Below are 20094 nucleotides of genomic sequence, written 5' to 3'. Positions count from 1 at the left end.
TTCGCGCTACTACGGGCCTGTCCGGCCCTGATCCGTCGGCCAGGCCCTACTGCCTCGCCTGCAGCGACGCGAGATACGCGTTGTACGCCGCCAGCTCCTTGTCGCCGTCCCGGTCCGCCGCCCGGTCCGAGCGCTTCGCCTGGCGCTGTTCGGAGCGGTACCACTGGTACACCAGCGCGATCAGCACCAGCACGGACGGGATCTCGCTGAACGCCCAGGCGATACCGCCCGCCGCGCTCTGGTCGGTCAGCGCGTCGATGCCGAGCGAGCCCGGCGGGTTCTTGTACGCGTTGATCATCGGCTCGCTCGCCATCATCAGCGCGATCCCGAAGAAGGCGTGGAACGGCATCCCGGCGAACAGCTCCAGCATCCGCATCACGTAGCCCGGCCGGTGCGGCCCCGGGTCCACCCCCATGATCGGCCAGAAGAAGACCAGACCCACGGCGAGGAAGTGCACCATCATCACGACGTGCCCGGTCTTCGACTCCATCAGGAAGTCGAAGAGCGGGGTGAAGTACAGCCCGTACAGGCTCGCGATGAACAGCGGGATGGTGAAGGCGGGGTGCGTGACCACCCGCATGAACCCGCTGCGCAGGAACGCCAGCAGCAGCTCGCGCGGCCCCTTCCTGCCGCGCGTCGCAGCGACCGGCAGCGCGCGCAGGGCCAGCGTCACCGGAGCGCCGAGCAGCAGCAGGATCGGCGAGACCATGCTGATCACCATGTGCTGCACCATGTGCACGCTGAACATGACCATGCCGTAGTCGTTCAGCCCGGTGCACATCATCAGCGCCACCGTCAGCACGCCGAGCCCGAAGGCCACGGCGCGCGTCACCGGCCAGCGGTCACCGCGCCGCACCAGCCGCGCCATGCCCCAGCCGTACAGGAGGAGCGCCAGCACACAGCCGACCAGGAAGAACGTGTCGGGCGAGTACGCGAGCCCCCGTCCCAGCGTGAACGGCGGCAGATCCATCGTCATACCGTGCCCGCCGTGGTCCATCCGTGAGCTCCCGAGACAGTCCTGATTCGTACCTGTTGTCCGAACCAGACTAGGACCGCCCCGGATCCCCCTCGCGCGCGGGGCCCTCTCAGCCGCGCGTCACAGCACGCACTCCGCCTCGGCGTACCGCTCGGCCGGCACCGTCTTCAGCGTCTCCACGGCCTCCGCCAGCGGCACCATCACGATGTCCGTGCCGCGCAGCGCCGTCAGCATGCCGAACTCGCCGCGGTGCGAGGCCTCGACGGCGTGCCAGCCGAACCGGGTCGCCAGGACCCTGTCGTACGCGGTCGGCGTACCGCCGCGCTGCACATGACCGAGTATCACCGGCCTGGCCTCCTTGCCGAGCCGCTCCTCCAGCTCGATGGAGAGCTGCCGTGCCACCCCGGCGAAACGCTCGTGGCCGTACGCGTCCTTCATGCCGACGTCGAACTCCATCGAGCCCTCGCGCGGCTTGGCGCCCTCGGCGACCACGACGATGGCGAACCGCTTGCCCGCCGAGAAGCGCTTGCCGACCAGCTCGGTCAGCTCGCCGATGTCGAAGGGCCGCTCGGGCACCACGATCGCGTGGGCGCCCGCCGCCATGCCGGAGTGCAGCGCGATCCAGCCGGTGTGCCGCCCCATGACCTCGACGATCAGCACCCGCTGGTGCGACTCGGCGGTGGTCTTCAGCCGGTCCAGCGCCTCGGTCGCGACCCCGACGGCCGTGTCGAACCCGAAGGTCACGTCCGTCGACGCGATGTCGTTGTCGATGGTCTTCGGGACACCGACGATCGGCAGCCCCGCGTCGGAGAGCAGACTGGCCGCCTTGAGCGTGCCCTCGCCGCCGATCGGGATGATCGCGTCGAGACCGAGGTCGGCGACATGGCCCTTGGCCCGCTCCACGCCGTCCCGCAGATGGGCGGGCTGGACCCGGGACGAGCCCAGGATCGTGCCCCCGCGGGCCAGGATCCCGCCCACGGCGTCAAGGTCGAGCTTGCGGTAGTCGCACTCCAGGAGACCCTTCCACCCGTCGTGGAAGCCGATCACCTCGTCGCCGTGGTCGACGACGGCGCGATGCACGACGGACCTGATCACGGCGTTGAGGCCGGGACAGTCGCCGCCGGAGGTGAGCACACCAATTCGCATTGCCCGGATTACCTTTGCAACGTGGGCCGGGGCCGGACCACATCGTCCGGTCTGGTCGCCGCCAGCCTACCGGCGCGAAGCGGCCGGACCGAACCCGCAGTCCGCCTGCTGGACACCTGCTCAGGTGGGTCCAGCAGGCCTCAAGCGGGCGGCCCGGCCGTGGTCCTGCGGCGCTCGTACGACGGTCAGGCGGGCTGTGTCGCCGCGGCCACCCGCTCGGCGCGCAGCGCCTCGAACCACCGGTCGTCCGTCGGCGGCAGCGCGTTGACGTCCAGCGCCAGCTTCAGCAGCAGATCCGCGATCTGCGGGTTCCGCGCCATCACGGGACCGTGCATGTACGTACCGAAGACGGTGCCGTTGAACGCGCCCTCCGTACCGTCCCCCGTACCGTTGCCCTTGCCGAGCCTGACCCGGGCGAACGGCCGCGCGGCGGGGCCGAGATGGGTGATGCCCTGGTGGTTCTCGAAGCCCGTCAGGGGCGGCAGGTTGAGCTGCGGGTCGATGTCGCCCAGCACGTCGCCGACGCACCGCTCGCCCTCGCCCCGGGTGGAGACCACGTCGAGCAGCCCAAGACCCGGCTCGCGCTCACCCAGGTCGTTGATGAACTCGTGGCCGAGGATCTGGTAGCCGGCGCAGACCGAGAAGATGATCGCGCCGTTGGACACGGCGCGGCCGAGCCCGCCGTCCCTGCGCAGCCGCTCGGCCGCCAGTCGCTGCGGGCGGTCCTCGCCGCCCCCGATGAGGTAGATGTCACCGGAGGTGGGGATCGGCTGGTCGCTGCGTACGTCGACGCGGGTGACCCCGAGCCGCCGCTGCCGGGCCCTGCGCTCCACCACGAGGGCGTTGCCCTGGTCCCCGTACGTGCTCAGCAGGTCCGGATAGATCCACACCAGCCGCAGGCTGCTCTCACTCATGCTCGCTCGTCCTTCGTGTCAGTTGCCGACGCGGCGGCGCAGATCCTGGAACGCGGTGTAGTTGGCGATCGCCTCGATACGTCCGGGCGGCGCCGTCCGCACGGCCTCGTCCGGGCTCTCGCACACCCGGAAGTCGAGCCCGGCGACCTCGAGGCGCACCGCGAGGTCCAGCTTGCGGTCGCCGATGACGAAGATCGGGTGTCCGGCGAGCCGGGTGTAGTCGACGTCCCACAGCCACGAGGTGTCCGTACCGTCGGCGCCACGGGCGTTGACGGAGAGGATGACCGGGGTCGGCGGCGGGTCGATGAGGGAGAACGTCTCCAGCCAGCCCGCCGGGTTCTTCGCGAGCAGCAGCCGGATGTCGCGGCCGAGGAACGACACCACGTCGTACCGCCCCGCCACGGCCTGCACCTGCCACATGCGCTCCAGGGCCACCTGCGGCGGTACGCCGAAGGTCGCCGCCACGGCGGCCGACGTCGCCGCGTTCGCCTTGTTGGCGCGGCCCGGCAGCTGGAGGTGGATCGGCCAGGCCGAGCCGTGCGGGTCGAGTACGTGGTCGCCGTGCAGCACCCAGCTGGGGGATGGCCTGCGGAAGCCGCACTCGGCGCAGAACCAGTCGTCCCCGGGGCGCTGCATCACACCGCCGCAGGAGGGGCACGACCAGGCGTCGTCCTTCCACTCCTGGCCGGCCGCCACCCACACCACGTTCGGGGACGAGGAGGCGGCCCAGACGATCAGCGGGTCGTCGGCGTTGGCGATCACGACCGCCTTCGTACCGGCCAGGCCCTCGCGCCACTTCTCGGCGAGCATCCGGGTCTCCGCCGCGCGGTCGAGCTGGTCGCGGGAGAGGTTGAGCAGCGCGATCGCCTTGGGCGTCGTGTCGCGTGCCACCCCGGCGAGATACTTCTCGTCCACCTCGATCACACCGAACCTGGCGTCGGAACCGCCGGCCAGGGCCGAGGTGATGCCGGCCGGCATGTTCGCGCCGAGCGCGTTCGAGACCACGGGCCCCGCGGCGCGCAGGGCTTCCGCGATCAGCCGCGTGGTGGTGGTCTTGCCGTTCGTCGCCGACACCAGGATGACGTCGAGGTGCTGCGCGAGCCGGCCCAGCAGATCGGGGTCGAGTCTCAGCGCCACCTTCCCGCCGATCACCGATCCGCTGCCACGCCCGGCAGCGCGTGACACCGCCGCTGCGGCCTTGCCCGCCGTCACGGCCAGCTTGGCCCGCGGCGACAGCGGGTCCGTGTTGCCTGCCATCGTCCTTGATCCTCCTTGGGTCGGTCCGTGGGTCAGCCTATCGAGATCCGGCCACGGACCCGAACTGCGGCACCGGGCAGAAGACGGAGGTCACAAGGACCGTACCCTGACCGGCATGCGAAACCGCCCGATCCCCGGCAGTACCGGGCGAGTACGAGCCATGCGAATGCTCGGCGACCCGGTGCTGCACGCTCCCTGTGAACCCGTCACGGACTTCGGCCCCGCGCTCGGCGGACTGATCGAGGATCTTTACGCGACGATGTACGCGGCGCGCGGCGTCGGCCTGTCCGCCAATCAGATCGGCGTGGGGCTGCGGGTGTTCGTGTTCGACTGCCCCGACGACGAGGACGTCCGCCATCTCGGACACGTCGTCAACCCGCGGCTCGTCGAGGCGGACGGGGTCGTCGTTCGCGGTCCCGAGGGCTGTCTCTCGCTGCCCGGCATCGAGGCGGGAACCGAGCGGTTCGACCGTGCGGTGGTCGAGGGGTTCGACCGCGAGGGCGGTCCGGTACGGCTGGAGGGCGGCGGTTTCTTCGCCCGCTGCCTGCAGCACGAGTGCGACCATGTGGCCGGCACCGTCTATCCCGACCGGCTCACCGGATGGCGCAAGGCCAAGGTGCTGCGCGCGGCACGCCGGGCGCCGTGGAGCGGCTGACGCACCCCGGTCCTGGCGGTTCAGAAACCGGGGCCGCCCGCGCGGTTGTCCACGCTCGCCAGCCTGCCCCACAGCATGTCCGCCAGGGTGCGCACCAACTGCTCACGCGAGCAGGGCCGTTCACCGAGCCACCAGTCGCCCGCCGCGTGCATCATGCCGACGATGCCATGACCCCAGACGCGGGCGAGCTGCTGGCTGTCGGGGCCGAGGTCGACCCGCTCCTCGATGACGGTGGCCAGCTCCTCGCCGAGCCTGCGCAGCAGCGGCGCCGAATGCCGGCCGACGTCGAACCCGGCCTCGGTCGGCTGGGCGTCCTCGGCCGGATGCATCAGGAAGCGGTACACCTGCGGGCGCGCCTCGATGGCGTACAGGTACGTGTCCAGCGTGGCCTCGACCCGCTGGCGCCGCTCGGCCGGCGCGTCCAGGGCGGCGCGCAGGGCGTCGAGCAGCGCGTCGGTGTGCCGCTTGGCCAGCGCCCGGTACAGGCCGCCCTTGTCGCCGAAGTGCCGGTACAGAATGGGCTTCGTGATGCCCGCCTCGGCGGCGATCGCGTTCATGGACGCCTGGGGTCCGTCGCGGAGCACCACGCGGTCGGCGGCCTCCAGCAACTGGCGCCGTCTCTGCTGGGCCGAGCGCTGCTGCTCGGCCTGCTGTGTGGTCTCCATCGTTTCTCCCCGCCCGTGCGATTTCTGTGCCGCTCCCGCAACGTAACACCCTGCCCGCCGCCCACGCGGATCCGGCCGAACTCTGTTGACATGGCCTACTTGCGGGTAACAGACTGTGGTTACCGCAGGTAACCATCGCGGGTGGGCGCCTCGGGCGACACAGCGCGCGACGCAGCACTGGAGGAGAACATGGCCGAGTTCACGCTCGAACTCAACGACGACCAGAAGCAGGTGCGGGACTGGCTGCACGGCTTCGCCGCCGATGTCGTCCGCCCGGCGGCCGCCGAGTGGGACGAGCGTGAGGAGACGCCGTGGCCGGTCATCCAGGAGGCGGCCAAGCTCGGCATCTACTCGCTCGACTTCTACGCGCAGCAGTTCTTCGACCCCACCGGGCTCGGCATCCCGATGGCGATGGAGGAGCTGTTCTGGGGTGACGCGGGGATAGCGCTGTCGATCGTCGGCACCGGACTCGCCGCCGTCGGCGTCCTCGCCAACGGCACCGAGGAGCAGATCGGCACCTGGATACCGCAGATGTACGGCGACGCCGACGACGTGAAGCTCGCCGCGTTCTGCTCGTCCGAGCCCGACGCCGGCTCCGACGTGGCCGCCATGCGGACCCGCGCCGTGTACGAGGAGGCCACCGACGAATGGGTGCTCAACGGCACCAAGACCTGGGCGACCAACGGCGGCATAGCCAACGTGCACGTCGTGGTCGCCGTCGTCGATCCCGAGCTGGGCTCGAAGGGCCACGCCTCCTTCATCGTCCCGCCGGGCACCCCCGGGCTGGCCCAGGGCCAGAAGTTCAAGAAGCACGGCATCCGCGCCTCGCACACCGCCGAGGTCGTCCTCGAAGACGTCCGGATACCGGGGCACTGCCTGCTCGGCGGCAAGGACAAGCTCGACGAACGCCTCGCCAGGGCCCGCGAGCGGGCCGCGGCCGGCGGCGAGCGGATGAAGAACGCGGCCATGGCCACCTTCGAGGCGTCCCGCCCCGCCGTCGGTGCCATGGCGGTCGGCACGGCGCGCGCCGCGTACGAGGTCGCCCTCGACTACGCCACCACCCGCACCCAGTTCGGCCGCCCCATCATCGACAACCAGGGCATCGCCTTCCAGCTCGCCGACATGCGCACCCGGATCGACGCGTCGCGGCTGCTGGTGTGGCGGGCGTCCTGGATGGCGAGCGCGGGAAAGCCGTTCACCTCGGCCGAGGGCTCCATGTCGAAGCTGTTCGCCAGCGAGACCGCGAAAGCCGTCACCGCCCAGGCCGTACAGATCCTGGGCGGCAACGGCTTCACCCGCGAATACCCGGTCGAGCGGATGCACCGGGACGCGGCGATCTACACGATCTTCGAAGGGACCAGCGAGATCCAGCGCCTGGTGATCGCCCGCACCATCTCGGGCGTGCAGATCCGCTAGGGCGTACGGAGAAGGCGGCGGTCAGGCGGGGAGCTGCGCCTCGATCGCGGAGACGACCTCGGGGGCGTCCGGCTCGGTGCGCGGGCGGATCCGGGCGACGACCTCGCCCTGCGGGGAGAGCAGGAACTTCTCGAAGTTCCACGAGACGTCCCCGGCCTCGCCCGCGCCGTCCGTGGTCTTCGTCAGCTCCACGTACAGCGGGTGCCGGCTCTCCCCGTTCACGTCCGTCTTCTCCAGCATCGGGAAGGTGACCCCGTACGTCGCCGAGCAGAACGTCTGGATCTCCTCGGCCGTACCGGGCTCCTGTCCGGCGAACTGGTTGCTCGGCACGCCGAGGACGGTGAAGCCCCGGTCGCCGTAGGTCTTCTGAAGCTGCTCAAGTCCGGCGTACTGCGGGGTGAGCCCGCACTTGGAGGCCACGTTCACCACCAGCACGGCCTTGCCCCGGTACTCGGCCAGAGAAGTGGGCTCGCCGGCCAGGGTGCGCAGCGGGATGTCGTACAGCGCCATCGGAATCTCCTCGGTACTCAGTAGTCCTTCCAGTGTGGACCCAGGAGATCGAAGGCCGTGAACAGGCCCCCCGCCCGGCTCAGAGCTGACCCACCGACGTCACCCGGACGACGGCGAGACCCTCCTCGTCCGAGGCCGCCAGGTCCACCTCGGCGCTGATACCCCAGTCGTGGTCGCCCTTCGGGTCGGCGAAGGTCTGGCGCACCCGCCAGAGGCCGTGGGCCGCGTCCTCCTCGATGGCCAGCAGCTTCGGGCCGCGGGCGTCCGGGCCGGTGCTCATGTCCTCGTACTCGTCCCAGTACGCGTCCATCGCCTCGCCCCACTTGTCGGCGTCCCAGCCCGACTCGGCGTCCAGCTCGCCCAGTTCACCGACCTTGTCCAGCGCCGCCAGCTCGACCCTGCGGAACATGGCGTTGCGGACGAGCACCCGGAAGGCACGCGCGTTGGCGGTGACCGGCCTGACCTGGTCGGCCTTCTCCTGGGCCTGCTCGGCCGTGTCCACCTCGGGATTGGCCAGCTGCTCCCACTCGTCGAGGAGGCTGGAGTCGACCTGCCGGACCATCTCACCGAGCCACGCCGTGAGGTCCTCCAGATCCTCCGACTTCAGATGGTCCGGAATGGTGTGTTCCAGTGCCTTGTACGCGCCGGCCAGATAGCGCAGCACGATGCCCTCGGTGCGGGCCAGCTCGTAGTGCGAGGTGAACTCCGTGAAGGTCAGGGCGCGTTCGTACATGTCACGGATGACCGACTTGGGGGAGACCGGGTGGTCGCCGACCCACGGATGGCTCGTGCGGTACGTGTTGTACGCGTGCACCAGCAGCTCTTCCAGCGGCCTCGGGTACGTGACGTCCTGGAGCCGCTCCATCCGCTCCTCGTACTCGATGCCGTCGGCCTTCATCTGGCCGACCGCCTCGCCGCGCGCCTTGTTCTGCTGCGCGGCGAGGATCTGCCGCGGGTCGTCCAGGGTCGACTCGACGACCGAGACCATGTCCAGCGCATAGGAGGGGGAGTCGGGGTCCAGCAGCTCGAAGGAGGCCAGCGCGAAGGTCGAAAGCGGCTGGTTCAGCGCGAAGTTCTGCTGGAGGTCGACGGTGAGCCGGACGATCCTGCCCTCGGCGTCCGGTGTCTCCAGGCGCTCCACCACACCGCCGTCCAGCAGCGACCGGTAGATCGCGATGGCCCGCCTGATGTGCCGCAACTGCTGCCTGCGCGGCTCGTGGTTGTCCTCCAGCAGATGGCGCATCGCCTCGAAGGCGTTGCCGGGACGGGCGATCACCGACAGCAGCATCGTGTGTGTGACCCGGAAGCGTGAGGTCAGCGGCTCAGGGTCGGAGCCGATGAGCTTGTCGAAGGTGGTCTCCGACCAGGCGACAAAGCCCTCCGGCGCCTTCTTGCGCACCACCTTGCGGCGCTTCTTCGGATCGTCCCCCGCCTTGGCGAGCGCCTTCTCGTTCTCCACCACGTGCTCGGGCGCCTGCGCCACCACGAGCCCCGCCACGTCGAACCCGGCGCGGCCCGCCCGGCCGGCGATCTGGTGGAACTCCCGCGCGCGCAGGGTGCGCACGCGGGTGCCGTCGTACTTCGTCAGGGCGGTGAACAGCACCGTACGGATGGGGACGTTGACGCCGACGCCCAGTGTGTCCGTACCGCAGATCACCTTCAACAGGCCTGCCTGCGCCAGCTTTTCGACCAGCCGGCGGTACTTGGGCAGCATGCCCGCGTGGTGCACGCCGATGCCGTGGCGGACGTAACGCGACAGGTTGCGGCCGAACTTGGTGGTGAAGCGGAAACTGCCGATCAGATCGGCGATCTTGTCCTTCTCCTCCCGGGTGCACATGTTGATGCTCATCAGCGACTGGGCACGCTCGACGGCCGCCGCCTGGGTGAAGTGCACGATGTACACCGGGGCTTGCCGGGTCTCCAGCAGCTCGGTCAGCGTCTCCGTGATCGGCGTCAGACGGTACTCGTACGACAGCGGCACCGGGCGGGTCGCCGACCGTACGACGGAGGTCGGCCGGCCCGTACGCCGGGTCAGATCCTCCTCGAACCGCGACATGTCACCGAGCGTCGCCGACATCAGGATGAACTGGGCCTGCGGCAGTTCCAGCAGCGGGATCTGCCAGGCCCAGCCGCGGTCCGGCTCGGCGTAGAAATGGAACTCGTCCATGACGACCTGGCCGATGTCGGCGTGCTTGCCGTCACGCAGCGCGATGGAGGCCAGCACCTCCGCCGTACAGCAGATGACGGGCGCGTCGGCGTTGACGGAGGCGTCGCCGGTCAGCATGCCGACGTTCTCGGTGCCGAAGAGTTTGCACAGGTCGAAGAACTTCTCCGAGACCAGCGCCTTGATCGGCGCGCTGTAGAAGGTGACCTTGTCCTGGGCCAGCGCCGTGAAGTGCGCACCCGCCGCGATCAGGCTCTTTCCCGACCCGGTGGGGGTCGAGACGATCACGTTGGCTCCCGAGACCACCTCGATCAGCGCCTCCTCCTGAGCCGGGTAGAGCGCGATGCCCTGGCCTTCGGTCCAGGAGGAGAACGCCTCGAAGAGGGCATCGGGGTCGGCATCCGGCGGCAGCTGATCGATGAGGGTCACCACCCCATCTTGCCTGCCTTCCGCCCGGATGAGGGAACCGGACGACGCCGCGAAGATCATGGAAGGTAGCCTGCGGTCTCAACTGACCATGAATAACAACTGCAATGGGGCGGGTACGACGATGATGGGACCGGCACACTCACTGTCAGGGGCGGCGGCCTGGCTGGGGGTGGGTGCGGCGGCGGCAGCCGCAGGACACAGCATGCCGTGGCCGGTACTGGCCGTGGGCGCCCTGATATGCGCGGGCGCCGCGCTCGCCCCCGATCTGGACCACAAGGCGGCGACCATCTCGCGTGCTTTCGGACCCATCTCACGCGGGCTGTGCGAGATCGTCGACAGGATGTCGACCGCCGTCTACAAGGCGACGAGGAAGAAGGGCGACCCGCGCAGGAACGGCGGCCACCGCACCCTGACCCACACCTGGTTGTGGGCGGTCCTGGTCGGCGCTGGGGCCTCGGGTCTCGCGATCGTCGGCGGCCGCTGGGCGGTCCTCTTCATCCTCTTCGTGCACATGGTGCTGGCCGTGGAGGGGCTGCTGTGGCGGGCGGCGCGGATGTCGAGCGACGTCCTGGTCTGGCTGCTCGGCGCGACCAGCGCGTGGATGCTGGCGGACATCCTGGACGAGCCGGGCAACGGCGCGCACTGGCTGTTCACCGGGGTCGGTCACGAGTACGTCTGGCTGGGGCTGCCGATCATCCTCGGCGCGCTCGTGCACGACATCGGTGACGCGATAACCGTCTCCGGCTGCCCGATCCTGTGGCCCATCCCGCTGGGCCGTAAGCGCTGGTACCCGATCGGGCCGCCGAAGTTCATCCGCTTCAGGGCGGGCGCCTGGGTGGAGATCAAGGTCCTGATGCCCGCGTTCATGGTGCTGGGAGGGGTCGGCGCCGCGGCGGCGCTGGGCGTGTTCTGACCCGGCGCCGCTCGCGCGTCAGCCGGCCGACAGGTCGGACATGTCGAGCACGAAGCGGTAGCGCACGTCGTTACGGCCGAGCCGGTCCAGGGCGTCGTTCACCCGCGCCGAGGGCAGCAGTTCGATATCGGCCGTGACGCCGTGCTCCGCGCAGAACTCCAGCATCGCGGCGGTCGCCGGCGTACCGCCGCTGCCGGCCGACGTGAGCTTCTTGCGGCCGGCCAGCAGGTCCATCGTCTCCACAGCGACGGGGCCCAGATACCCGACCTGGCTGAGGGTGCCGTCCATGGCCACCACGCGCAGATACGGGCCGAGGTCGTGGACGGCCGAGATGGTGTCGATGACGACGTCGAAGCGGTCACGCGCCTCGGCCATCCGCGCCTCGTCCGTGGAGACCAGCAGATCGTCGGCGCCCAGCTTGCGGGCGTCGTCCGCCTTGTCCGCCGTGCGGCTGATGACCGTCGTCCGGGCGCCGAGCGCCACGGCGAACTTGACCGCGAGATGGCCGAGCCCACCGAGCCCTGCCACGGCGACCCGGGTGCCGGGGCCCACGCCGAGGGCGCGCAGCGGCTCCCACACGGTGATTCCGGCGCACAGCAGCGGGGCCGCCGCGGCCGGGTCGAGGCCGGCGGGCAGCGCGTAGACGAAGCGGTCGCGTACGACGTACTCGCGTGAGTAGCCGCCGAGGGTGGTCGAGCCGTCATGGCGGTCGGTGCCGCTGTACGTCAGGGTCGGGAACTCCCGGCAGAAGTTCTCCTGCCCCGCCTCGCACATGACGCACACGCCGCACGAGTCGACGATGTTGCCCACGGCCACCGGGTCGCCCACCGCGAAACGGGTGACCTCGGGGCCGACCTCGGTCACGGTCCCGGTGAACTCGTGGCCCGGCACCAGCGGCGCGTCCTGCGCACCGGTACGGGCGGTCAGGGCGTGCAGATCGGTGTGGCAGACACCGCAGAAGTCCACCTGTACGGCGATGTCGTCGGGGCGCAGCTCGCGGCGCTCCAACGGGGTGCGGCGCAGCGTCGCGCCGGGTCCTTCGGCGCGCCAGCCAACTGTGGTCCTCATGCCAACTCCTCAAACAGACTGTTCGGTCTGTTTCAGCGTAGGCCCATCGGGGCCGCCAAGCAAACCAACTGTTCTGTTTGGTAAAGTGGCGGACATGGCCGACCAGTCCCTGACCGCGCGCGGCGCCGCGACCCACAAACGCATCCTCGACGTGGCGACCGTGGAGTTCGCCGAGCACGGGATCGCCGGGGCGCGGATCGAGCGGATCGTGGCGGCGGCCCGCACCAACAAGGCGCAGCTCTACGCCTACTTCGGCAACAAGGAAGGGCTGTTCGACGCGATCTTCTTCGGCATGATGGAGCGGATCGTCAACGTCGTCCCCATCGACGCGGGCGACCCCGGCGACCTCGCCGACTGGGCCGTACGCCTCTACGACGAGTACCTCGCCCGCCCCGACCTCATCCGGCTCGCCACCTGGGCGCGCCTGGAGCGTCGCCCGGCGGGGCACCTCGTCGAGGAACACGAACGCCTCGATCAGCGCAAACTGCGGGTCATCGCCGAGGCACAGGCGGCGGGGCTGGTACGGCAGGGGAACCCGTTCGACCTGATGGCCATGGTCATCGCGATGTCCATGGCCTGGTCGCCGGTCAGCAACGTCTACGCGGCGACCGCCGAAGAGCCGGCCGAGGTGCACGAACAGCGCCGGGCACTCCTGCGCGAGAGCGTCAGACGTGCCACGGCGCCGGCCGACGCCGCGTCACCGCCGGTGTGACCACGCAGCGAGAGGACGGGGCCCGACCACGGCGCGAGCCCCGCCCCGAGGGCGGACGACGATACTTCGCGGACACTCCCTAGCCGTGCCAGGAGCGCCACAGCGCCGCGTACGCCCCGTCCGCCGCCACCAGCTCGTCGTGGCTGCCCAGTTCGCTGATCCGGCCCTGCTCGACCACCGCGATCACATCCGCGTCATGCGCCGTGTGCAGCCGGTGCGCGATCGCCACCACCGTGCGCCCTTCGAGGACCCGGGCCAGTGAGCGCTCCAGATGCCGGGCGGCCCGGGGGTCCAGCAACGACGTGGCCTCGTCGAGCACCAGGGTGTGCGGATCGGCCAAGACCAGCCGGGCCAGCGCGACCTGCTGCGCCTGCGCCGGGGTGAGCGCGACACTGCCCGAGCCCACCTCCGTGTCGAGCCCTTCGGCGAGGCCGCGCGCCCAGCCGTCGGCGTCGACCGCCTCCAGCGCCGTCCACAGCTCGGCGTCGTCGGCGCCGGTACGGGCGAGCCGCAGGTTGTCCCGCAGCGTGCCGACGAAGACATGGTGCTCCTGGTTGACCAGGGCCACATGCTGCCGCACCCGCTCGGCCGGCATCCGGGACAGCTCGGCGTCGCCCAGCGTGACCGTACCGGTCCGCGGACCGTAGATACCGGCGAGCAGCCGCCCCAGCGTCGACTTGCCCGCGCCCGACGGGCCGACCAGCGCCAGCCGGGTGCCGGGACTGACGTTCAGCGTCACCTGATGCAGTACGTCGACCCCTTCGCGGTAGCCGAAACGCACCTCGTCCGCGCTGACCGCGCGGCCCGCGGGCACCACCGACTCGTCGCCCGCCGCCGGTTCGATGTCCCGTACGCCCACCAGCCGGGCGATGGACACCTGGGCGACCTGCAACTCGTCGTACCAGCGCAGGATCAGCCCCACCGGGTCGACCAGCATCTGCGCGAACAGCGCTCCCGTCGTGAGCTGGCCGACGTCGATCCAGCCCTCCAGGACGAAGGCGCCGCCCATCACCAGGACCGCGAGGAAGATCACCACATTGGTCAGGTTGATGACCGGGAACAGCACCGAGCGCAGGAACAGCGTGTACCGCTCCCAGCCGGTCCACTCCTTGATCCGCCGGTCCGACAGCGCCACCCGGCGCCCGCCGAGCCGGTGCGACTCGACCGTGCGGCCCGCGTCCACGGTCTCGGTCAGCATCGCCGCGACCGCCGCGTACCCCGCCGCCTCCGAGCGGTACGCGGAAGGCGCCCGCTTGAAGTACCAGCGGCAGCCGACGACCAGCAGCGGCAGCGCCACCAGCACGGCGAGACCCAGCGGCGGGGCGGTCACGATCAGCGCGCCGACCAGCAGCAGCGCCCACACGACACCGATCGCCAGCTGCGGCACCGCCTCGCGCATGGCGTTCGCCAGCCGGTCGATGTCGGTGGTGATCCGGGACAGCAGATCGCCCGTCCCCGCCCGCTCCAGCACCCCGGGCGGCAGCCCGACCGACCGGACCAGGAAGTCCTCGCGCAGATCGGCCAGCATCTCCTCGCCGAGCATCGCCCCGCGCAGCCGGACCGTCCGGGTGAAGACCGTCTGGATGACCAGCGCGACCGTGAACACGGCGGCCACGCGCCCCAGATGCAGTTCGCGCGCGCCGTCGGACAGCTCCTCCACGATGTTGCCCAGCAGGTACGGGCCGACCATCGAGGCGATCACCGACACGGCGTTCACCGCGATCAGCACGACGAACGCCGTACGGTGCCGCTTCAGCAGCTCGGACACATACGCCCGGACCGTCGCCGGTGTGCCGACCGGCAGGGTCGTCGCCGACTCCGGGGCCGCCGGGTCGTACTCCGGTCGTGCCACGCCGATCATGCGGACTCCTCGATGAGCTGTTCCTGTTCGGTCTCCCGGGTGACGACCGCCCGGTACTCGCCGTTGTCGCGGACGAGTTCGCGGTGGCTGCCCGCGGCCGTCGCCGCGCCGTCGTGCACGAACACCACCCGGTCGGCGTGGTCGAGCAGCAGCGGCGACGAGGCGAACACCACCGTCGTACGGCCGGTCCGCAGGGCCTTCACGCCCTCCGCGATCCGCGCCTCCGTGTGCGAGTCGACCGCCGACGTCGGCTCGTCGAGCACCAGCACCTCCGGGTCGGTGACCAGCGAACGGGCCAGCGCCAGGCGCTGGCGCTGGCCGCCGGAGAGCGACCGGCCGCGCTCGGTGATCCGCGAACGCATCGGGTCGCCCGTCCCGTCGACGGACGCCTGCACGAGCGCGTCGAGCACATCGCCGCACTGCGCGGCGGCAAGTGCCTTCGCCGGGTCGACGGCGCCCGACGACGGCACGTCGAGCAGTTCGTCGAGGGTCCCCGACAGCAGCACCGGATCCTTGTCCTGGACCAGCACACTGGCCCGCGCAGCGTCCAGCGGCAGATCGTCCAGCGCCACCCCGCCGAGCAGCACCGACGGGCTCTTCTCCTCCTCGGCGGCATGGCCGCCCAGCCGCTCGGCCAGCCGGCCCGCCGCGTCCGGGTCGCCGCACACCACGGCGGTCAGCAGCCCGGCGGGGACGCGCAGCCCGGTCGCCGGGTCGTACAGATCACCGGTCGGCCTGGCGTCGGCGAGGCCGCCGCGCTCGGCCTCGAACGAGGTGCGCTCCAGTGCCAGCACCCGGGCGGCGCGCTTCGCCGAAGGCCGGGAGAAGGAGTACGCCATGGCGATCTCCTCGAACTGGCCGAGCGGGAAGATCAGCAGCGTCACCGCGCTGTAGACGGTCACCAGCTGGCCCGGGTCGATCCGGCCGTCCAGCGCCAGATTCGCCCCGTACCAGACCACCGTGATCAGCATGATCCCCGGCAGCAGCACCTGGACGGCGGAGATCAGCGACCACATCCTGGCGCTGCGCACCGCCGCCTTCCTGACCTCCTGCGAAGCGGCGCGGTAGCGGCCGAGGAACAGCTCCTCGCCGCCGATCCCGCGCAGCACCCGCAGCCCGGCGACGGTGTCCGAGGCCAGTTCGGTGGCCTTGCCCGCCTTGTCACGCTGCACGTCGGCCCGTTGGGTGGCGCGCGGCAGCAACGGCAGGACGGCGAGGGCGAGTACCGGTACGCCAATGGCGACCACCAGCCCCAGCGACGGCAGGTACCAGAGGAGACCCGCGCAGATCAGCACGATCGCGCAGGCGGCGGCGAGGAAGCGGGAGACCGCCTCCACGAACCAGCCGATCTTCTCCACGTCGCCGGTGGAGACGGCGACGACCTCACCCGCCGCTACCCGGCGGGTCAGCGCCGAGCCCAGCTCCGCCGTCTTGCGGGCCAGCAGCTGCTGGAGCCGCGCCGCCGCCGTGATCCAGTTGGTGATGGCGGTGCGGTGCAGCATCGTGTCGCCGACCGCGATCCCCAGGCCGAGCACGGCGATGAGCCCGCCGGCGAGCGCCAGCCGCGCGCCCGAGCGGTCGACGACCGCCTGCACGGCGAGTCCCGCGCCCACCGGCAGCCCGCCGACGGACAGGTGGTGCAGCAGGCCCCAGCCCAGCGCCTTGAGCTGGCCGCGCAACTGGTTGCGGCCCAGCCACAGCAGGAACCGGGGGCCCGACCGTGCGTCGGGGACCCCGGGGTCGGCGTACGGAAGGTCGCGAATCTGCATGATGTCCCATGACTCGTGGAGTGGTCCCAAACCGTGCAAGCTTCGCCTTCCGGGACCGCCCGGAGCAACGGCTTTTCCGCGGTGAGGTGGCAAAACGAGCCACCGGGACCGAGCGGGACGCGGCCGGTCAGGGGGCGGCGGGGCGGGTCACCCGCTCCAACTCCAGCAGCACCGACTGGTAGTGCTGTCCCGTGGCCCGGTCCATGCCGATCTCGCACATCCGGTTCGCCGAGAGGTACGCGTCGAAACTCCGTCCGGTGACCTCGGCCGCCTCATGGGCGGTGGCCGAATCCGTCAGCTCCTTGTGCAGCATGCCCCGGTCACCCGCGAAGGCGCAGCAGCGGGCGTCGTCCGGGACGTACACCTCATGGGCGCAGGCCTCGGCGACCGTACGCAGCTGCTCCTCGTCGCCGAGATGACGCATGGAGCAGGTCGGATGGACGACCGCCGAATCCGCCTTCCGCAGCACCGTCAGCCGGGGGAGCAGCGTGTCGGCCGCCCAGACGAGCGAGTCCACGACAGTCAGCTCCTTGTGCAACTGCCGGTTGTCGGGGGTGAGATACGGCACGACCTCCTCGGCGATACCGAGCGTGCAGGAGGAGGCGTCCACGATCAGCGGGAGCCGGCCGCCCGCCGTCCAGCGCCACGCCGCCTCCACGATGCGGTTGGCCATCAGCCGGTTGCCCGCCTCGTACCCCTTGGAGTGCCAGATGGTCGCGCAGCAGGTGCCTGCCACATCCTCCGGGATCCAGACGGCCTGTCCCGCGCGGTTCGCCAGCGCGACCACCGCCTGCGGCAGTGACGGGCCCTTGTGGTCGTCCGGCTCGCCGAAGATGCGGTTCACACAGGCGGGGTAGTAGACGGCGGTCGCCGCCCGCTCGCTCGTCCGGGGCAGGGTGCGCGCCGCGGCGCCGGGGATCTCCGGCAGCCACTCGGGGACGAGATCGGGGCGCACCGCCGCGCGTGCCCTGCGGGTGACCGACTCCAGGAGCCGGTCGCTGATCCGGCTCGAAGCGGCGACGGCGAGGCGCGCGGAAGCCTCGACCGCCTTGAAGTGCCGGGCGGTCAGCTCGGCGATCCGCTCCTCACGCGGGGAGTGCCGCTGATGACGGAAGTCCTTCATCATCGCGCCGGTGTCGATGCCGACCGGGCAGGCCAGCTTGCAGGTGGAGTCGCCCGCGCAGGTGTCCACCGCGTCGTAGCCGTACGACTCCAGCAGATTCGACTCGACGGGGGAACCGCCCGGCTGGCGCATCATCTCCCTGCGCAGCACGATGCGCTGGCGCGGCGTGGTGGTCAGGTCGTGGCTGGGGCAGGTCGGTTCGCAGAAGCCGCACTCGATACAGGGGTCGGCGATCGCCTCGACCTCGGGGATGGTCTTGAGGCCGCGCAGATGCGCCTTCGGATCGCGGTCGAGCACGATGCGCGGGGCCAGCACCCCGTCGGGGTCGATGATCTGCTTCGTCCGCCACATCAACTCCGTGGCCCGCGGGCCCCATTCCAGTTCGAGGAAGGGTGCGATGTTGCGTCCCGTGGCGTGTTCGGCCTTGAGCGAGCCGTCGAAGCGCTCCACCGTCAGCCGGCAGAACTCGTCCATGAACGCGGCGTACCGCTCGACGTCCGTCTCCTTCGCCGCGTCGAACGCGAGCAGGAAGTGCAGATTGCCGTGCGCGGCATGACCGGCGACCGCCGCGTCGAAGCCGTGCCTGGTCTGCAGTTCGAGCAGCGCCTCGCAGGCGTCGGCGAGCCGCGACGGCGGTACGGCGAAGTCCTCGGTGATCAGCGTCGTACCGGACGGGCGCGCGCCGCCGACCGCCGTGACGAACGCCTTGCGCGCCTTCCAGTAACCGCTGATCACCGCCGCCTCGCGGGTGAAGGCGTTGGTCACCGAAGGGACGGGCGCGACCAGGTCGAGCCCCTTCAGGGCCTCGGCCGCCGCCTGCTCGTACACTTCCTGGCCCGCTTCGTCGGGCGCCCGGAACTCCACCAGCAGGGCGGCGGTCGAGCGGGGGAGCCCGGCCCAGTCAGCGGGCACCCCGGCGACGCTCACCGACGCGCGCAGCGTGTTGCCGTCCATCAGCTCGACGGCGATCGCGCCCGCCTCGGTGAAGCGCGGGACCGCGGCCGCCGCGGCGGGCAGGGAAGGGAAGAACAGCAGCGCCGTGCTGACCTTCCGGTCGAGCGGAAGGGTGTCGAAGACGATGTCGGAGATGAAGCCGAACGTGCCCTCGGAGCCGACCATCAGACCGCGCAGGATCTGCACCGGCGTCGCGCCGTCCAGGAAGGCGTCGAGCCGGTAGCCGTTGGTGTTCTTGATCTCGTACTTGGCGCGGATCCGCGCGGTCAGCGCCGCGTCCGCCTCGATCTCCGCCTTCACCGCGAGCAGCCCGGCACACAGCTCGGGCTCGGCGCGCGCCAGCGCCTCGTCGGCGTCCGGCGCCGCCGTGTCGACGACCGTGCCGCTCGGCAGCACGAAGGTCAGCGAGGCGACGGTGCGGTACGAGTTACGGGTGATGCCCGCCGTCATCCCCGACGCGTTGTTGGCCACGACACCGCCGACGGTGCAGGCGATGGCGCTCGCCGGGTCGGGGCCGAGCAGCCGGCCGTGCCGGGCGAGCGTGGCATTGGCGCGCGCCACGGTCGTACCGGGGCTGACCCGCGCCCTGGCGCCGTCGTCGAGCACCTCGACGCCCGTCCAGTGCCTGCGCACGTCGACCAGGATGTCCTCGCCCTGCGCCTGACCGTTCAACGACGTGCCCGCCGCGCGGAAGACCACCTCGCGGCCCTCGCGGTGCGCGTAGCCGAGCACGGCCGAGATCTCCCCGATGTCGCGCGGCACCACGACCACCTGCGGCAGGAAGCGGTACGGGCTGGCGTCGGACGCGTACCGCACCAGGTCGGAGATCTTCGAGAGCACCCGGTCGGGGCCGAGGAGCGCGACCAGCTCGTCGCGCAGCGTCTCGGGACTGCCCTTGGCCCGGTCGTCGGAGACCCGGTCATGGGCGGCCGGACCCTTGGTGTGACGCGGGCGGAGCGCCTGCGGCTTCGGCTCCAGCAGTGGCATGAACGGGCTCCTCGGCGGTCGTCGTACGCGGTGACGCGGGCGGCGGCCGGCAGTGCGTCGCTGGTCAGCGGCACCGCCTGCGATCAGCAGCGCCGCTCCGGCCCTCCGTCCACCAGGGTAGACAGCAGTCCGCCGAGCACATCGCGCTGGTCCGCGTCGAGCGGCGCCAGGATGTCCTCGGCCGCCGAACGGCGGGCCGTACGCAGCGCGCGCAGCGTCTCGCGCCCGGCCTCGGTGATCTCGATCCGCACCACCCGGCGGTTGGTCGGGTCGGGCGCCCGCCGCACCCATCCGCTGGACTCAAGCCCGTCCACCAGAGTGGTCACCGCGCGGGGGACCACCTCCATCCGCGCCGCCAGGTCGGCCATGCGCGGCGGCTCGTCGTACGCCGCGACCGCGCGCAGCAGACGGGCCTGCGCCGGGGTGATGCCGATCGGCTCCAGCTGGCGCTTCTGGATGCGGTGGAGCCGGCGGTTCAGCCGCAGCAGCTGCTCGGCCAGCATGCCGTCACGGTCGGGGGAGTTCATGCGGGAACAATACCAGGACAGCGCTCATTGTGTACATAGGTAACAGTG

General features: G+C 71.0%; 16 protein-coding genes. 4 read left to right on the top strand and 12 right to left on the bottom strand.

Annotation, left to right across the window (positions count from 1 at the left end):
- Window positions 1–46 precede the first annotated feature (46 nt).
- The 4 genes from OHS57_RS05495 to OHS57_RS05480 form a co-directional block, all read right to left on the bottom strand.
- Window positions 47–997 carry a cytochrome c oxidase assembly protein gene (locus OHS57_RS05495; protein WP_041997983.1) on the bottom strand — a complete coding sequence of 317 codons (951 nt, stop codon included), beginning with the start codon at window positions 995–997 and terminating at the stop codon, window positions 47–49.
- Window positions 998–1096: 99 nt separating this feature from the next.
- Window positions 1097–2122, bottom strand: a complete 1026-nt coding sequence (locus tag OHS57_RS05490) for a 6-phosphofructokinase (RefSeq protein WP_328581205.1) — start codon at window positions 2120–2122, stop codon at window positions 1097–1099.
- Between the two features lie 185 nt (window positions 2123–2307).
- Window positions 2308–3036 carry a type 1 glutamine amidotransferase gene (locus OHS57_RS05485; protein WP_041997986.1) on the bottom strand — a complete coding sequence of 243 codons (729 nt, stop codon included), beginning with the start codon at window positions 3034–3036 and terminating at the stop codon, window positions 2308–2310.
- Window positions 3037–3054: 18 nt separating this feature from the next.
- A complete protein-coding gene (locus tag OHS57_RS05480) occupies window positions 3055–4293 on the bottom strand; it encodes a MurT ligase domain-containing protein (protein ID WP_041997988.1) in 1239 nt (412 codons plus the stop codon).
- A gap of 115 nt (window positions 4294–4408) precedes the next feature.
- Between OHS57_RS05480 and def the strand changes: the two genes are divergently transcribed.
- Window positions 4409–4948 carry a peptide deformylase gene (gene def, locus OHS57_RS05475; protein WP_328581204.1) on the top strand — a complete coding sequence of 180 codons (540 nt, stop codon included), beginning with the start codon at window positions 4409–4411 and terminating at the stop codon, window positions 4946–4948.
- Between the two features lie 20 nt (window positions 4949–4968).
- Here the strand turns inward: def and OHS57_RS05470 are convergent, their stop codons facing one another.
- Complete coding sequence (locus OHS57_RS05470; RefSeq protein ID WP_041997992.1) at window positions 4969–5613, bottom strand: TetR family transcriptional regulator; 645 nt, start codon at window positions 5611–5613, stop codon at window positions 4969–4971.
- A gap of 189 nt (window positions 5614–5802) precedes the next feature.
- Between OHS57_RS05470 and OHS57_RS05465 the strand changes: the two genes are divergently transcribed.
- The gene (locus OHS57_RS05465) at window positions 5803–7029 is read left to right on the top strand and encodes an acyl-CoA dehydrogenase family protein (protein WP_042000260.1); all 1227 of its coding nucleotides are present in this window, start codon (window positions 5803–5805) and stop codon (window positions 7027–7029) included.
- Between the two features lie 21 nt (window positions 7030–7050).
- On the opposite strand, the gene OHS57_RS05460 is transcribed toward OHS57_RS05465, so the two are convergent.
- Both OHS57_RS05460 and OHS57_RS05455 read right to left on the bottom strand, forming a co-directional pair.
- Complete coding sequence (locus tag OHS57_RS05460; protein ID WP_328581203.1) at window positions 7051–7539, bottom strand: glutathione peroxidase; 489 nt, start codon at window positions 7537–7539, stop codon at window positions 7051–7053.
- 79 nt (window positions 7540–7618) lie between these two features.
- Window positions 7619–10192 (bottom strand): DEAD/DEAH box helicase, encoded by a 2574-nt coding sequence (locus OHS57_RS05455; protein WP_328581202.1) that lies wholly within the window; start codon window positions 10190–10192, stop codon window positions 7619–7621.
- 61 nt (window positions 10193–10253) lie between these two features.
- On the opposite strand from OHS57_RS05455, the gene OHS57_RS05450 reads away from it, so the two are divergent.
- A complete protein-coding gene (locus OHS57_RS05450; protein ID WP_041997996.1) occupies window positions 10254–11045 on the top strand; it encodes a metal-dependent hydrolase in 792 nt (263 codons plus the stop codon).
- 18 nt (window positions 11046–11063) lie between these two features.
- Here the strand turns inward: OHS57_RS05450 and OHS57_RS05445 are convergent, their stop codons facing one another.
- A complete protein-coding gene (locus tag OHS57_RS05445; RefSeq protein ID WP_328581201.1) occupies window positions 11064–12113 on the bottom strand; it encodes an NAD(P)-dependent alcohol dehydrogenase in 1050 nt (349 codons plus the stop codon).
- A 94-nt stretch (window positions 12114–12207) separates the two neighbouring features.
- Here OHS57_RS05445 and OHS57_RS05440 point away from each other — a divergent pair, with 94 nt between their 5' ends.
- A complete protein-coding gene (locus tag OHS57_RS05440; protein ID WP_328581200.1) occupies window positions 12208–12825 on the top strand; it encodes a TetR family transcriptional regulator in 618 nt (205 codons plus the stop codon).
- Between the two features lie 79 nt (window positions 12826–12904).
- Here the strand turns inward: OHS57_RS05440 and OHS57_RS05435 are convergent, their stop codons facing one another.
- The 4 genes from OHS57_RS05435 to OHS57_RS05420 all read right to left on the bottom strand — a co-directional run bounded on the left by OHS57_RS05435 (window position 12905) and on the right by OHS57_RS05420 (window position 20046).
- Window positions 12905–14686, bottom strand: coding sequence for an ABC transporter ATP-binding protein (locus OHS57_RS05435; RefSeq protein WP_328581199.1), 1782 nt, complete (start codon window positions 14684–14686; stop codon window positions 12905–12907).
- Entirely contained in the window at window positions 14683–16455 is a 1773-nt protein-coding gene (locus tag OHS57_RS05430; RefSeq protein ID WP_328581198.1) for an ABC transporter ATP-binding protein, read from the bottom strand. Before OHS57_RS05430 ends, OHS57_RS05435 begins: the two co-directional genes overlap by 4 nt.
- A gap of 127 nt (window positions 16456–16582) precedes the next feature.
- Window positions 16583–19519 carry an FAD-binding and (Fe-S)-binding domain-containing protein gene (locus OHS57_RS05425; RefSeq protein WP_328581197.1) on the bottom strand — a complete coding sequence of 979 codons (2937 nt, stop codon included), beginning with the start codon at window positions 19517–19519 and terminating at the stop codon, window positions 16583–16585.
- An 83-nt stretch (window positions 19520–19602) separates the two neighbouring features.
- On the bottom strand, window positions 19603–20046 hold the full coding sequence (locus OHS57_RS05420) for a MarR family winged helix-turn-helix transcriptional regulator (RefSeq protein ID WP_041998008.1): 444 nt from the start codon (window positions 20044–20046) through the stop codon (window positions 19603–19605).
- Window positions 20047–20094: the final 48 nt, after the last annotated feature.

The sequence above is a fragment of the Streptomyces sp. NBC_00370 genome, assembly GCF_036084755.1.
In the GTDB taxonomy this organism is placed as follows: Bacteria; Actinomycetota; Actinomycetes; order Streptomycetales; family Streptomycetaceae; genus Streptomyces.
This window is presented reverse-complemented; position numbering and strand designations above follow the sequence as displayed.